The organism is Teichococcus globiformis (assembly GCF_042646265.1).
GTDB lineage: Bacteria > Pseudomonadota > Alphaproteobacteria > Acetobacterales > Acetobacteraceae > Pseudoroseomonas > Pseudoroseomonas globiformis.
On record NZ_JBHRTN010000018.1, the window covers coordinates 81,828 to 96,131 of the forward strand.

Annotated in this window: 15 protein-coding genes and 1 tRNA gene; 10 read left to right on the top strand and 6 right to left on the bottom strand. The window is 68.9% G+C overall.

Features of this window, described 5'->3' with window-relative positions:
* The first annotated feature begins 40 nt into the window (after nt 1–40).
* From ACFOD4_RS14590 to ACFOD4_RS14615, 6 genes are all read left to right on the top strand, one after another.
* A complete protein-coding gene (locus tag ACFOD4_RS14590) occupies nt 41–1,342 on the top strand; it encodes a DUF445 domain-containing protein (protein ID WP_379597531.1) in 1,302 nt (433 codons plus the stop codon).
* A 150-nt stretch (nt 1,343–1,492) separates the two neighbouring features.
* On the top strand, nt 1,493–2,059 hold the full coding sequence (efp, locus tag ACFOD4_RS14595) for an elongation factor P (protein ID WP_379597533.1): 567 nt from the start codon (nt 1,493–1,495) through the stop codon (nt 2,057–2,059).
* A 185-nt stretch (nt 2,060–2,244) separates the two neighbouring features.
* Nucleotides 2,245–3,090 (top strand): inositol monophosphatase family protein, encoded by an 846-nt coding sequence (locus tag ACFOD4_RS14600; protein WP_379597535.1) that lies wholly within the window; start codon nt 2,245–2,247, stop codon nt 3,088–3,090.
* A 95-nt stretch (nt 3,091–3,185) separates the two neighbouring features.
* Nucleotides 3,186–3,812 (top strand): hypothetical protein, encoded by a 627-nt coding sequence (locus tag ACFOD4_RS14605; RefSeq protein ID WP_379597537.1) that lies wholly within the window; start codon nt 3,186–3,188, stop codon nt 3,810–3,812.
* Nucleotides 3,813–3,819: 7 nt separating this feature from the next.
* The gene (locus ACFOD4_RS14610; RefSeq protein ID WP_379597539.1) at nt 3,820–4,989 is read left to right on the top strand and encodes a flagellar motor protein MotA; all 1,170 of its coding nucleotides are present in this window, start codon (nt 3,820–3,822) and stop codon (nt 4,987–4,989) included.
* A gap of 53 nt (nt 4,990–5,042) precedes the next feature.
* Entirely contained in the window at nt 5,043–6,395 is a 1,353-nt protein-coding gene (locus tag ACFOD4_RS14615) for a peptidoglycan -binding protein (RefSeq protein ID WP_379597541.1), read from the top strand.
* 228 nt (nt 6,396–6,623) lie between these two features.
* Here ACFOD4_RS14615 and ACFOD4_RS14620 read toward each other — a convergent pair.
* Nucleotides 6,624–6,709, bottom strand: a tRNA-Leu gene (locus ACFOD4_RS14620).
* Between the two features lie 77 nt (nt 6,710–6,786).
* Complete coding sequence (locus ACFOD4_RS14625) at nt 6,787–7,413, bottom strand: glutathione S-transferase family protein (protein WP_379597543.1); 627 nt, start codon at nt 7,411–7,413, stop codon at nt 6,787–6,789.
* Between the two features lie 170 nt (nt 7,414–7,583).
* Between ACFOD4_RS14625 and cysE the strand changes: the two genes are divergently transcribed.
* From cysE to ACFOD4_RS14640, 3 genes are read left to right on the top strand one after another with little or no spacing between them, the layout of a single operon-like run.
* Nucleotides 7,584–8,429 (top strand): serine O-acetyltransferase, encoded by an 846-nt coding sequence (gene cysE, locus ACFOD4_RS14630; RefSeq protein WP_456316897.1) that lies wholly within the window; start codon nt 7,584–7,586, stop codon nt 8,427–8,429.
* A gap of 6 nt (nt 8,430–8,435) precedes the next feature.
* Nucleotides 8,436–8,894: a disulfide bond formation protein B gene (locus tag ACFOD4_RS14635; protein ID WP_379597545.1), complete on the top strand. Its 459-nt coding sequence runs from the start codon at nt 8,436–8,438 to the stop codon at nt 8,892–8,894.
* Nucleotides 8,895–8,947: 53 nt separating this feature from the next.
* Nucleotides 8,948–9,625 carry a hypothetical protein gene (locus ACFOD4_RS14640; RefSeq protein WP_379597547.1) on the top strand — a complete coding sequence of 226 codons (678 nt, stop codon included), beginning with the start codon at nt 8,948–8,950 and terminating at the stop codon, nt 9,623–9,625.
* 22 nt (nt 9,626–9,647) lie between these two features.
* Here the strand turns inward: ACFOD4_RS14640 and ACFOD4_RS14645 are convergent, their stop codons facing one another.
* Together ACFOD4_RS14645 and ACFOD4_RS14650 are read right to left on the bottom strand one after the other, a co-directional pair.
* On the bottom strand, nt 9,648–10,229 hold the full coding sequence (locus ACFOD4_RS14645; protein ID WP_379598860.1) for an HNH endonuclease: 582 nt from the start codon (nt 10,227–10,229) through the stop codon (nt 9,648–9,650).
* A 169-nt stretch (nt 10,230–10,398) separates the two neighbouring features.
* Entirely contained in the window at nt 10,399–11,067 is a 669-nt protein-coding gene (locus tag ACFOD4_RS14650) for an alpha/beta hydrolase (RefSeq protein WP_379597549.1), read from the bottom strand.
* An 81-nt stretch (nt 11,068–11,148) separates the two neighbouring features.
* Here ACFOD4_RS14650 and gluQRS point away from each other — a divergent pair, with 81 nt between their 5' ends.
* A complete protein-coding gene (gluQRS, locus tag ACFOD4_RS14655; protein WP_379598862.1) occupies nt 11,149–12,045 on the top strand; it encodes a tRNA glutamyl-Q(34) synthetase GluQRS in 897 nt (298 codons plus the stop codon).
* Here the strand turns inward: gluQRS and ACFOD4_RS14660 are convergent.
* Entirely contained in the window at nt 12,032–12,640 is a 609-nt protein-coding gene (locus tag ACFOD4_RS14660; protein WP_379597551.1) for a hypothetical protein, read from the bottom strand. The two genes, gluQRS and ACFOD4_RS14660, sit on opposite strands and share 14 nt — an antisense overlap.
* A 115-nt stretch (nt 12,641–12,755) precedes the next feature.
* Nucleotides 12,756–14,189, bottom strand: a complete 1,434-nt coding sequence (locus ACFOD4_RS14665; protein ID WP_379597553.1) for a mannose-1-phosphate guanylyltransferase/mannose-6-phosphate isomerase — start codon at nt 14,187–14,189, stop codon at nt 12,756–12,758.
* Between the last annotated feature and the right edge of the window lie 115 nt (nt 14,190–14,304).

Sequence of the window (14,304 nt, forward strand, 5' to 3'; positions counted from 1 at the left end):
CGGCGGCCGGCCAGACCCTAACTTGGCGCTGATGCATGGCATGACCCCCTCCTCCCCGCCGCCTCCCCCGCCAGTCTGGCCGGACCCCGAGGCCGATCAGCGCCGCACCCTTTCCCGCTACCGTGCCGTGGCTTCCGGCCTGCTGGTGCTGATGGCCGGCCTGATGCTGGGGGCCTATGCGCTGCCGGGCGGGTACTGGACCGATGTGCTGCAGGCCTCGGCCAAGGCCGGGCTGGTCGGCGGCATTGCCGACTGGTTCGCGGTGACGGCGCTGTTCCGCCGCCCGCTCGGACTGCCAATCCCGCACACCGCCATCATTCCTCGCCAGAAGGAAAGGCTGGGGCGCGGCCTCGGGCGCTTCGTCGCCAACCATGTGCTGACCGAGGCCGAGTTGGCGCGGCTGCTGGAGAAGATCGACCTCGCCGGCATCCTCCGCCGAGTGCTGTCCGACCCGGAGACCACCCGTCCGGCCGCCGAGGCGCTGGCCCGGCAGCTGCCGCGGCTTCTCACCTCGCTGGAGGATGGCCGCACCCGCAGGTTGCTGCTGCGCTTGCTGCCGCGCATGGTGTCCGGCCCCGCTGCGGCCCGTATGCTGGCCCGTACCCTGCGCACCATGATGGCGGGCGGGCAGCACCAGGCGGTGTTCGGGCTGGCCCTGGCGCAGATGAAGATCCTGCTGGCCGCCAAGGAGGAGGATCTGCGCGGCGCCATCCAGGCGCGGGTGCGCGCCGAGGGCGGCTCGCTGGTCGGCTGGCTGGCCGGCGGCGCGGTGGCCCGCCGCATCCTGGCCAGCATCAATGCCGAGCTGGACAAGGTTGAACCCGGCGACAGCAATCTGCGCGCGGCCTTCGACGCCTGGCTGCGCACAGAGATCGACCGGCTGGAGAACGACCCTGACCGCGCCGCGGCGGTGGGCGCGGCGCTGCGGCAGGCTCTGGCGCACCCCACGGTGAATGTGTGGCTGCTCGATGTCTGGGACCGGCTGAAGGCGTCCCTGGCGGAAGATGCGGCGCGGCCGGAGGGGCGCGGAGCCGCGCTGCTCGGCGGGCTGTTCGGCAATCTGGGCACGCTGCTGGAGGAGGACGCCTCGGCCCGGGCCCGGCTGAACCAGGGTGTGGAGCGGATGCTGCGGGGCGCCCTGCCGGCCACCCAGACCCGCATTGCCGGCTTTATCGCCGATGTGGTCGCACGCTGGGACACGGCGACGGTGGTGGACAAGATCGAGCTGCGGGTCGGGCGGGACCTGCAATTCGTCCGGCTCAACGGAACGCTGGTGGGCTTCCTGGTGGGCGGCGTGCTGTTCATGGCAATGACCGCGCTGTTCGGCGGCCTTGCACAGTAGGCTGTCACTCGGCGGCGGGGGAGCCATGCCGCGCCGCCATTGCTCCTGCGGGGTCCGCACGCTAAACCGCGCCGCCGGCCGGCCCTGGGTTCCTGGGGCGCGGCCATACCGCGTTCCTTCAAGCGTCCCGAACAGACAGGTGCCCCGCCCATGAAGCAGCAGGCCAATCTCATGCGCCCCGGTCAGGTCATCGAGTATGAGGGCCGTCGCTGGACCGTGCTGAAGATCCAGATCATCACCCCGGGCAAGGGCGGCGCCTTCATCCAGGTCGAGATGCGCGACATCAAGACCGGCTCCAAGAAAGACGAGCGCTGGCGTACCGCCGACACTGTCGAGCGCCTGACCACCGAGGACAAGGAGTTCACCTACTCCTACGCTGATGGCGAGAACCTGGTGCTGATGGACCCCGAAACCTTCGAGCAGACCATGGTGCCAACCTCCATCCTGGGCGACCGCCTGCCCTTCCTGGAGGAGAACATGAAGGTCAACGTCAAGCTCATCGAGGGCGACCCGGTGGGCATGGACCTGCCGCAGCAGGTGACGCTGGAGGTCGCCGAGGCGGACCCGGTGGTGAAGGGGCAGACCGCCTCCTCCTCCTACAAGCCGGCCGTGCTGTCGAATGGCGCCAAGACCATGGTGCCGCCCTTCATCACTGCAGGCGAGCGCATCGTGGTGAAGACCGAGGATGGCTCCTACGTCGAGCGCGCCAAGGGTTGAGCTGACCCCTGATCGATGGCGGGGCCCGAAGGCGCCGCCCGAACCCGTGGCGGCCGCCCATCCGGCCCGCCGCGCCGCTGTTTGAAGCCTGACGTGGCTGGCGGTGCATTCCGCCATGCCGCCGGCCCGCACCTGATCCCGCCGGGGCCTGCGCGCCCCGGACCGACCGCACCGGAGTTCCCGCCGTGGCCCCTTCCGCCCGCCTTTCCCCAGCCCTGAACGTCGTGGTCGCTGCCGCACAGAAGGCCGGCCGCCGCCTGCTGCGCGATTTTGGCGAGGTGGAGCAGTTGCAGGTCAGCATGAAGGGACCGGGTGACTTCGTGTCCCAGGCCGATCTGCGTGCCGAGGAAACCCTGCGCAACGACCTTGGCCGCGCCCGCCCGAACTTCGCCTTTCTGGGCGAGGAAGGTGGTGAGAGCGGCAGTCCCGACTGGGAATGGCGCTGGGTGGTCGATCCGCTGGACGGTACCACCAACTTCCTGCACGGCATCCCGCATTGGTGCGTCTCGGTCGGCATCGAGAAGCGCACCGGGGAGAACAGCGGCGAGATCGTGGCCGGCGTGGTTTACAACCCCGCTGCGGACGAGCTGTTCTGGGCCGAGAAGGGCATGGGCGCCTTCCTGAATGACCGCCGCCTGCGCGTCTCGGGCCGGCGCGACATGCTGTCCGCCGTGTTCGCCACCGGCATCCCGTTCGCCAAGGTGCAGCGCAAGGCCGAGTTCTCGGCGACGCTGGCGCGGCTGATGCCGCAGGTGGCGGGTGTGCGCCGCATGGGCTCCGCCGCCCTCGATCTCTGCTGGACTGCCGCCGGGCGCTACGATGGATACTGGGAGCTGGGGCTCGCCCAGCACGACATGGCCGCTGGGCTGATCATTCTGCGCGAGGCCGGCGGCTATGCCACCGACCCCGAGGGTGGCGATTGCTACGCGAATGGCAACGTGGTCTCCGGCAATCCGAACCTGCAGCCCAAGCTGCGCGAGGTGGTGCAGGACGGCATCGCTGCGGTGAGCCGGGTCCGCGGCGAAGGCTGAGCCGAGGGACGCCGCGGCGCCCTTTGCCCCCCTCGCAGGGGAACCGGCGCCGGTCGTTCCGCCGACGCCCTATCTGCTCTAGGGTGCTGCTCATCATGCCGCTTCCATCGCATTTCGCCGCGCTCTGCCTGGCGGCCCTGCTGCTGCATCCGGCCGCGCTCCATGCCGCAGAGGCCGGCCGGCGCGGGTCGTCCCTGCCTCCCGACCCCGCTTCCTCCGCGCCGGCGCCGCCCGATCTGCAACGGCCGCCGCAACCGGCGGGCAGCCTGCCGCAGCCTGGCGTCACCCTGCCGCGCAGCATGGAAGCGCTTCCGGGCGGAGGCTGGCGCCTGAGCGGCGCGCTCGCCCGCGGCGAGATCGATGCCGCCGCCGAGACCGCGCTGTCCGAGATTGCCCGGTGGCTGGCACGCTCCACCACCGGCAGGGTCACGCTGAGCGCCCAGGTGGCCGGTCCGGAGGACGATCTTTCCACCGCACGGCGCGATTCGCTGGCGCACGGGCTGGCAATCCGGCGACAGCTCGAGGCGGCCGGGCTCGACGGCACCCGCATCGACACCCGCCCCCTCGGGCGCACGGCCGAGGCGCGGGATGGCATCGACCTGCTGCCGCCCGTCGGAAAGCCGGCCTCCACCACGGGGGAATCGGCCCAGCCCTTGCCGGGCGGCACGGCACGGGGCGAAGATCAGCCTCGGCGCCCGCCGGGCGCGACCCGCCAACCGTGAGCCAGCCATGACCCGCCCGACCCATTTCCTGTTGCGGATGCTCGTCTTCCTGGCGGCGGTGCTGGTGCTTGTCGCCGTGCTGTCGGGACAGCTGATCACCGCCTTTGCCGCCAACCCGATCCTGAACGGCGTGATCCTGGCTGTGCTGCTGCTGGGCATCGTCTGGAACATCCGGCAGGTGCTGGGATTGAAGCCGGAGGTGGAGTGGCTGGAGGGCTTCCGCTCCGCGCGCCCCGGCGCCGCAGTGGGCGCGCCGAACCGCCCGGCGCCCCGCCTGCTGGCGCCCATGGCCTCGATGTTCGCGACCCGCCGTGGCGACCGGCTGGCTTTGTCGGCTCCGGCCATGCGCTCCGTGCTGGATGGCATCGCCGCGCGCATGGATGAGGGGCGGGAGCTGTCGCGCTACATGACCGGGCTGTCGATCTTTCTCGGCCTGCTCGGCACCTTCTGGGGGCTGATCCTGACCATCGGCTCGGTGGCCGAGGTGATCAACACCATGTCGGTCGGCTCGGGCGACCTGAACCAGCTCTTCAACCAGCTCAAATCGGGGTTGGCCCAGCCGCTGGGCGGCATGGGCATCGCGTTTTCTTCCTCCATGCTGGGACTGGCGGGCGCGCTGGTGCTGGGCTTCCTCGACCTCACCGCCGGGCAGGCGCAGAGCCGCTTCTACGGCGAGCTGGAGGAATGGCTGGCCGGCGTCACCCGCCTATCCTCCGGCGCCATCGGCGGCGACGGGGAAATGAGCGGCTCGGTGCCGGCTTATGTGCAGGCGCTCCTGGAGCAGACCGCCGAGAACCTGGAAAACCTCCAGTCGATCCTCGCACGCGGCGAGGAAGGCCGCGCCACCACCACCCAGGCCCTGAACAACCTGAACGACCGGCTGTCCACCATGGCCGACCAGATGCGGGCGCAGCAGGCACAGATGGCGCGCTTCGCCGAGAACCAGGGCGGCCTGGTGCCGGCTTTGCAGCGACTGGCTGAGGCGCAAGGCCATATCCAGGCGCATGGCGCGCTGGACGAGGCCTCGCGCACGCATTTGCGCAACCTCGAGGTCTATATGGCGCGGCTGACGGAGGATCTGGCCCAGGGCCGTGCCCAGTCCACCGCCGAGATCCGTTCCGAGATCAAGGTCCTGGCCCGCACCATCGCCGCCCTGGCCGAGGACACCCCGCATTGAGCGGCGCCCTGGTCCACCGGCTCCAGCCAACCGGCACAAGGAGGCGTTGAGGCATGGCGCTGCGCCGGCGGAAGGATGAGGGGCTGAATGCCTGGCCAGGCTACGTGGACGCGCTTTCCACGCTGCTGATGGTCATCATATTCGTGCTGCTGGTCTTTGTGCTGGCACAGGGCTTCCTGTCCGTCACACTGTCGTCCCGCGATCAGGCGCTGGATCGGCTGGACCGCCAGGTGGCCGAACTGTCGGACCTGCTGGCCCTGGAGCGTGGCCAGGGCAACGAGCTGCGCGCCAGCCTGGGCCGTTTGAGCGAGGAGCTGCGCCTCGCCACCGCCGCCCGCGATGCGGCGCAGGCGGAAGCTGGCGAATTGCGGGGCGCCCGTGACCGGCAGGTCGCTGAAGGCGCTGCCTTGCGTGACGAGCGCGACCGATTGCAGGCGCGGCTGGCGGACCTCGAACTATCGGCGGGCGGCGCCTCTTCCCGCATCGCCAGCCTGGAGCAACGTCTGGCCGAGGCGCAGGCGCGAGCCGAGGCGCTGGGCGGCGGCAATGCCCAGACGGTGCGGGAATTGACCGAGGCCCGGCAGACCCTGCAAGCGGAGCGCGAAAGCAACGTGCAGGAGGCTTCTCGCCTGTCCGAGCAGATCCGTGCCCTGGCGGCCCTGCGCGACGAGCTGGAGCGCCAGGCTGCCGAGGCGCTGGCACGAGCCGAGGCCGAAGGCCGCGCGCGGCAACAGGCCGAGGCTGGGCGCACCGAGCAGGCCCGACTTGCCGACAGTTCGCAGGCGCAGATTGCATTGCTGAACCGGCAGTTGACCGAGCTGCGCGTCGAATTGTCGCGTATTGCCGGCCTGCTCGACGCCGAGGAAGCGGCCGGGCGCGACAAGGAAGCGCAGATCACCGCCCTGGGACAGCGGCTGAACACCGCCCTGGCCGCGCGTGTGGAGGAATTGCAGAGATACCGGTCCGACTTTTTCGGACGTTTGCGCGACGTGCTGGGCGAACGGCCCGAGATCCGTGTTGTTGGTGATCGGTTCGTGTTCCAGGGCGAGGTGCTTTTCCCCGTCGGCGGCGCCGATCTGTCGGAAGCCGGCCGGACGCAACTCCGCTCCCTGGCCGTCGTGCTCAAGGAGGTCAGCCAGCGCTTTCCGGCCGACCTGCCCTGGATCCTGCGCGTCGATGGCCATGCGGACCGATCGCCGGTTCGGCCGGGCGGGCGCTATGCCTCGAACTGGGAGTTGTCGGCGGCGCGGGCCATCGCTGTCGGCCAGTTCCTCATCGGTGAGGGACTGCCCGCCAACCACATCGCCGCCGCCGCTTTTGGCGACAACCAGCCGCTGGATGCCGGCGACAGCACCGATGCCTTTGCACGCAACAGGCGCATCGAGTTGCGGCTGACCGACCGTTAAGTCCTTCGCACGGTGTTCCGGCCGAATACAGTGAGGCCATGCCGGCGATCAGGCGGCAACCTCGCGGCTCGCCATGGTGGCGAGGCCATCGCTGGATGCGGGGAAAAGGGGACGGCGCGAATTCGTCCCGGCGCGGGCGCTTGGCGGCGTACCTCGAGGTGGAGGACGGTGCAGCGGGCTGGGAGCATGCCCAGTGCCGGACCAATGAAGGCGGCACATGGGAAACGGTGGTGCGGGTGGTCGGACTCGAACCGACACTCTGTTGCCAGAAGCGGATTTTGAGTCCGCCGCGTCTACCATTCCACCACACCCGCGGGTGGGTTCCCCTGCGGGAACCGGCGGACGCCCTATACGACAAGCGCCGCGCAATTGCCAGACGGCGCGCGCCACCTCAGCTCATTGGCACGGCGACGATGCGGCTATAATGCGGGCGCGCCAGAAGCCGGTCATACCATGCGCGCAGATGCGCCAGTTCAGGCCGCTCCACGGGCAGCGCAAACCAGCGGTGGACGAAGATGCCGATGGCGATGTCGGCGAGCGAGAAATCACCCTCCACATGCTGCCGCCCTGCCAATTGCCGATCCAGCAGCCGCCACAGGCCTGTCGCCTTCTCCAGCGCCGCCGTCGTGGCCGGCCAGTCGCGCTCCGCTTCCGGAATGCGCACATGGGTAAAGAAAATGGTGGTCATAGGCGGGGTCAGGTGTGCCAGCTGCCAGTCCATCCACCGCTCGATCCCTGCCCTTCGGCGTGGCTCGGCAGGATACAGAGCGGCGGCGGTTCCGGCCTGCACGGCAGCCAGGTAGCGCAGGATGGTGTTGCTTTCCCACAGCGCCCAGCCATCCGCCTCCTGCAGCACCGGCACCAGCGACATGGGATTCATCGCCTTGTAGGCGTCATCGCCCACCAGCCCGAAGGTACCGCCAGCATCCCGCCGTTCGTATGGGATCCCCGCCTCGGCGCAGAACCACAGCAACTTCATCACGTTGCTGCTGTTGGTGCGCCCCCAGATCAGCGTCATTGGCATCTCTCCCCTCGGCATTCCGGCCGAGGCTGGACGGTATGCGCCTGTTGCCGGTCGGTCCATAGGTGGCGGCGCTTGACCCGGCTCGACGGCAGGCCCAGCTTCGGGGTTGAAGTTCCACCTTTCTGCCCCTCTGGCGGGCGGGCACCCGGCCTCTAGGAGCCTGCATGAACAAGCCCCTGCCCCACAGCCAGCCCGGCGCGGCCAGCCCGGCCACGACGCGGATGACGGAGCCGGTGCTCGACCCCGTCTGGAGCCGCATCCGCCGGGAAGCCGAAGCCGCTGCCGAGCGGGAGCCGGAACTTGCAGGCTTCCTTCATGCCGCCGTTCTCCAGCACGACACGCTGGAATCCGCCCTGTCCGGCCGGGTCACGGCGCGGCTGGACCATGCCGACCTGCCCGACGCCTTGCTCCGGCGCAGCATGGAGCGCGCCCTCTGGGACGACCCGGCGCTGCGCGAGGCGGTCCGGCGCGACATCGTCGCTGTGGTGGACCGTGATCCCGCCACCAGCCGGGCGCTGGAGCCGCTGCTGTACTACAAAGGCTTCCACGCCCTGACCGCGCACCGTCTGGCACACAGGCTGTGGCTGGAAGGCCGGCGCGACATGGCGTTGTGGCTGCAATCACGGGCCTCGGTGGTGTTCCAGACCGACATTCACCCGGCGGTGCGCATCGGCAGCGGCATCTTTCTGGATCACGCCACGGGCCTGGTGGTCGGTGAAACGGCGGAGGTGGAGGACGACGTTTCCATTCTGCAGGGCGTGACACTGGGCGGCACCGGCAAGGAGGGCGGAGACCGCCACCCGAAGATCCGCCACGGCGTGCTGATCGGGGCGGGCGCCAAGGTACTGGGCAATATCGAGGTCGGTGCCTGCGCGCGCGTAGCCTCCGGCTCCGTGGTGCTGAAGCCGGTTCCGCCCGGCAGCACGGTGGCCGGCGTGCCGGCCAAGGTGGTGGGGCAAGCCGGCTGCGCCGAACCTTCCCGCTCCATGGACCACATGCTGCGCGAGTAACCCAGAATGCCGCTGCTGATCGCGGTGCTGGCCGCCGCCGCGCCCCTTTTCGCCCTGGGCACCGAGCGCTGGGGCGGGCTGAATCCGTGCCTGCTCTGCCTTTGGCAACGCTGGCCCTATTGGGTGGCGGCAGGTTTCGCCCTGCTGTCGCTAGCCTTGCCCCGGCGCTGGATGCTGAGGCTGAGCGCCGCCGCCCTGTTGTTCGGCGCCGCCGTGGCGGTGGTGCATGTGGGCGTGGAGTCGGCGTGGTGGCCCTCGCCCCTTCCCGGCTGCGCCGCGCCCGGCGCCGGCCAGGCAAGAACCGTTGAGCAGATGCTGGCTGAAATGCAGGCACGTCCCGCAAAGCCCTGCGACGAGGCCACTTTTCTGATCCCGGGCATTCCCGTGTCCATGGCGGCCATGAACCTGATCTATGCGCTGGGGTTGGCAGGCCTGGCGCTGGGTGCGGCACGCAGGCGGGGATGACAGCGTCACGGGCCACCCGCTACCGTGGACTGCCCTTTTCAGGTTCTCCGGTCATGCACCTGTTCGCGCGCGCCGCCCTTTTTTCCGTGGCGCTGCTGATGACGGCATGCGCGGCTCCGGTTCCGCCTGCATCCGTGGCGGAAGCCCTGCCGGAGCCCGAGGATCGCCCCGCCGCTCTGGCGGCCCATCTGCCGGACACCATTGCCGGCATGGTGCGGCGCCAGTTGGAGCAGCCGCTGCAACTGCCGGACGGACTGGCCGTGGCCTATGCCTCGCCCGGCCGGCGCCTGATCCTGATCCTGCGCCAGCCAGAGGGCGAAGATCTGCCGGAAGGCATCGAATCCCTTGCGGTTCGGCAGGCGGCGCAGATCGGCGCCCTGGCGCTTTCGGCCAGCATCGGCGCGCAGAGCGGAGCAATGTTGCGGCGCGGGCCGGATTTCGAAACATCACTGAACAGCGGGCGGAATGGCTCTCTGCTCTGCGCCGACTTCTTGTCGCAGCGACCGGGAACACCGCTGCTGCGCGAGCGAAGCTGCGCCACGGCCACGGCCGGATTGCTGGTGATGATGCACTTCTCACAACAGGCCGGAAGTGCACGTGACCCGCGTGCCGTGCTGGGCGAATTCGTCGATGTTGCCATTCCTGTGATGCTGGCCATCCGTGGCGCCGGAGAGGCGGCGGGCATGGGCTTTGCTCCGCCGCTGACAACGGGTCCATTGCTGCGGTTGTAGCCTTCCTGCCGGCGGAAGGGAGCTAGTTCTCCAATTCGCTGTCCCAGTAGAGATAGTCGCGCCAGCTTTCATGAAGATAGTTTGGCGGAAAGCTGCGGCCGTTTTCCTGCAACTCCCAGCTTGTCGGCTGGCGCGGCGTGTTGCGGGGGAACATGCGGATCTCGCGTGGCAGCCTGGAGCCCTTGCGCAGATTGCACGGGCCGCAGGCGGTCACGACGTTGTCCCAGCTCGTCCGTCCGCCGCGGGAACGCGGCACCACGTGGTCAAAGGTCAGGTCGTGTGTCGGATGGTGTTGCCCGCAATAGACGCAGGCGAAGCCATCGCGCAGAAACACGTTGAACCGGGTGAAGGCCGGGCGGCGCGCCGCCGGAATGAACTCCTTCAGCGCGATCACGCTGGGCAGTCGGATGGCGCGTCGCGGCGAGCGTGCCTCGGTGTCGTATTCGGACAGCACGGAGACACGGTCCAGGTAAACGGCCTTCACCGCATCCTGCCAGGACCAGAGTGACAGCGGAAAATACGAGAGCGGACGGAAATCCGCGTTCAACACCAAGGCCGGGTAGCCCCCCGGGGACCCGCCATGGGACCCTGTCTGGCCACCCATCAACATCCCGTCAGGCAAGCGCCGCTCCTTTCAAGCTGCGCGCCTCAACAACTGGGGCCGGCCCGGACGGTCAGGCCCCAGATATCGTGGCGCCGCCGGTGTGCGGCAGGATTCATGCCAGCCTTACATCAGGGGCGCAATAACCGCGGCTGCGGGTTTCATCGCGCCGTCACGCTTGCGGCGCGAGACCCACCGCGGCCCGTTGCAAAAACAGGGCTCCTGCAGCGAGCCCCGCCTCATCGATGCCATGCGCGAGGCCGGGCGTGTAGAGCGCCTCCACCGGCACCCGCGCCGTACGCAGGGCCGACTCGGCATCACGGCCCGACTGTGCCGGCACGACCTCGTCGGCCTCGCCATGCACCACAAGCACAGGCGGACGCGACCGGATCTCAGCCGCCAAGGCTTCGGGTCCGATCATCCGTCCGGAAAAGGCCAGAATGGCGGCTGGGGCCACCGGGCGGCGCAAGCCGGCGAACAGCGCCATCATCGCCCCCTGGCTGAAGCCCATCAGCGCGACCGCCGTTTCCGGCAGAGCGGCGGCGGCACATTCCGCGGCGATCGCGTCGTCCAGCAGCGGCTGAGCTGTTCGCGCTCCGGCAAGCAGCATGGCCGGGCTGCGGTCCACCAGGCTGAACCACTGGCGGCCGTAGGGGCCGCCATCGCATGGCATGGGGGCATGCGGCGCGATGAACAGGGCCTCCGGCACCGCCTGTCCCCAGTGCGGCGCCAGTTCGATCAGGTCATTGCCGTCGGCCCCGTAGCCATGCAGCAGAAACACGATCATCCGTGGCGCGCCGCCATTGCCGGGTCCCCAGCGCGGTCCGTCGAGTGCGGGCATTCAGCTTTCCTTATCGCCTTCAAGGATCACGGACCGGGCGGCTTGCCCGGCCCCGGCGCCATCCGCTACGCGCGAAGCGACATGCCCGCAAGCCCCGGTTCCCGCACCGTCGTCACCCGCTTCGCCCCCAGCCCGACCGGCAGGTTGCATCTGGGCCATGCCTACAGCGCCCTGCTGGGCTGGCGCAGCGCGCGTGCGGCGAGCGGGCGTTTCCTGCTTCGCATCGAGGATATCGATCCCGTCCGCTGCCGCCCCGAATACACGGACGCAATCCTTCAGGACCTCGACTGGCTCGGCCTGGACTGGGAAGGCACGGCACGGGTGCAGTCGGCGCATTTGCAGGAATACCGCGCCGCGCTCGACCGCCTGCAAGCGATGGGGCTGCTTTATCCCTGCTTCTGCACCCGTGCGGACATCGCAAGGGAGATCGCCGCCATCGGCCATGCGCCGCATGGCCCGGATGGCCTGCTTTATCCTGGAACCTGCCGGAGCCTCCCCCTCGCGGAACGGGCGGCACGCATCGCTGGCGGCGAGCCTTACGCCTTGCGGTTGGACATGGCGGCGGCACTGCGTCGGGCCGTGGGGCCGCTATGCTTTGTGGAACTCGGGGATGGAGGACCGCGCCGCATCCGCTGCGATCCGGCACGCTTCGGCGATGCCGTCCTGGCGCGCAAGGACATCCCGGCCTCCTACCATCTGTGCGTCACCCATGATGACGCATTGCAAGGGGTGACGCTGGTGACCCGGGCGGAGGATCTTCGCCCCGCCACCGACCTGCACCGCCTGATACAGGCGCTAATGGGCTGGCCGACCCCGTGCTACAGCCACCACTCCCTGCTGCTGGACGCGGATGGCCGTCGGCTATCGAAGCGCGACAAGGCGCCGACGCTGCTGGCCTTGCGGGAAGCCGGCCATAGCCCGGAGGAGGTCAGAGCCATGGCGCTTTCCCGGCCCACGAAGCGTCCTACCGGCCGCTGAGGTTCGACAGCCTGGCCAGGTCGAACCTCTTGATCAGCGCGGTCAGCGTGTCGTTGTCCTTGACCCCGGTGGCTTCCAGCTTCACGGCGACGTTGCCGCGGACCAGCGTCATCTCCGCATCCTCGCTGCCGGATTCACGCTGCAGGATGGCGTTGTCGTTGCCGATGCGGATGCGGCGCGCCCCTGCCCCCATCATGGCAGGATTGCTGGCCATGGCGCCCAGCGCCTGGATCAGCGGGCTATCGACGATCACCGTAGCCTTGATGACCTGCTCGTCGCCCTTTGTGTATTCCCGTTCCACCATCACGCCGCCACCCAGCATCTGGGCGGCCAGGGCATTGCCGGCGGCATCATCGGCCTCGCCCAGGGTCCAGCCCTGTGGCGCTGCCGGAAACAGCGCGGCATAGGCGGCGGCCCGCTTCTGGTGCAGGCCATTGAGGGCGAAGTTCACTTCCGTCACCGCGCCGGCGATGTCGCCCTTTTCATAGAGCTCGCGGGCGCGCTCCAGCCCTTCGGAGATGTCGTCGGCCCGGAGCGGACCGGCGCAGAGCAGCAGCGGCACGGCCAGTGCCGCACCCAGGATCGTTCTCTTCATGACAAAGCCGCCCCCTCCAGGATGGAGGGGGCGGCATAGCATTCCGGAAAGGGAAGGAAACCGGCCGGAAGCGCGCCGGAGCGTCACAACCTCGACAGCCCCGCCCACGCTGTCCTCACGTGCGACCGTAGGTGTCCTCGAAACGGACGATGTCATCCTCGCCAAGATAGGAGCCGACCTGCACCTCGATCAGCGTCAGCGGGATCTTGCCCGGATTTTCCATCCGGTGAACACAGCCGAGCGGCAGGTAGATGGACTCGTTCTCGCGCAGCATGATGCGCTCGTCGTCGCGCTCCACGATCGCCGTGCCATTCACCACCACCCAGTGCTCCGCGCGGTGGAAATGCTTCTGCAGGGACAACTTGGCGCCCGGCTTCACCGAGATCTTCTTCACCTGGAAGCGGCTACCTTGGATCAGCCCTTCATAATGGCCCCAGGGACGGTACATGCGGCGGTGCTCGGTCGCTTCCTTGTGACCATTCGCCTTGAGCTGCTCCAGCAGCTTCTTCACATCCTGCGAGCGGTCGCGGTGCATGGCGAGCACGGCATCGTCGGTGACAACCACAACCGCGTCACGCAGCCCGACCACGCCCGTCAGCATGCCCTCGGAGCGGACATAGCAGTTGCGGGCGTCGTACAGCTCGACCTTGCCCTGGGTGACGTTGCCACCCGCATCCTTGGGCGAGACTTCCCACAACGAGGCCCAGGACCCCACATCCGACCAGCCGAGCGAGGCGGGCACGACGGCGGCCTGGCCCGTCTTCTCCATCACGGCGTAGTCGATGGAGATATCCGGTGCGCCGGCGAAGATCACCGGGTCGAGGCGAACGAAATCGAGGTCGCGCGTGGCGCCGGCAACGGCCGCGCGAACGGTGGAAAGGACCTCCGGTGCCAGCCGCTCCAGCTCGGCGAGCAGCGTCGCGGCGGTGGCGACGAACATGCCTGAATTCCAAAGGTGCCGACCGCCCTCCAGGTAGGTCCGCGCGGTGGCGAGGTCCGGCTTCTCCACAAAGCTCTGAATGGCGGCAACGCCCTCAAGCCCGGCCAGCGGCGCGCCGGCCTCGATATAGCCATAGCCGGTTTCAGGCGAGGTCGGCTTCATGCCGAAGGCCACGATGCGGCCTGCACGCGCTGCGGCGGCGGCACGCGCCAGCGCCGCGTTCAACGCCGCGGTGTCGGTGATGGCGGCATCGGCAGCCATCAGCCACAGCACGGCGTCGGGATCGGCTTCGTGCGCCAAGACAGCTGCGGCAGCGATCGCCGGTGCACTGTTGCGGGCCACCGGCTCCAGCACGATCTTGGCGTCCTGCATTCCGTTGGCATGCAGTTGCTCAGCCACCAGAAAGCGGTGCGCCTCGTTGCAGATCACCATCGGGCTGCTGAAGCCGGGGCCCTGCGCACGCGCAACAGTATCCTGAAGCATGCTGTTCTGGGACAGCAGGGGCCAGAACTGCTTGGGAAAACCTTCGCGCGACAATGGCCAGAGACGGCTTCCCGTCCCCCCGCACAACACGACCGGAAGGATAGGATGCTGGTCGGTTCCGCTCATCGGCCCACTCCTTGAAACCTATTTCAGCATACGCTGCACTGCAAAAAACAGGAAGCCAAACCGGGTAGAACCCGGCTTGGCTTCGAGTGTGGCCCAGGCCGGGCGGCACACCGCC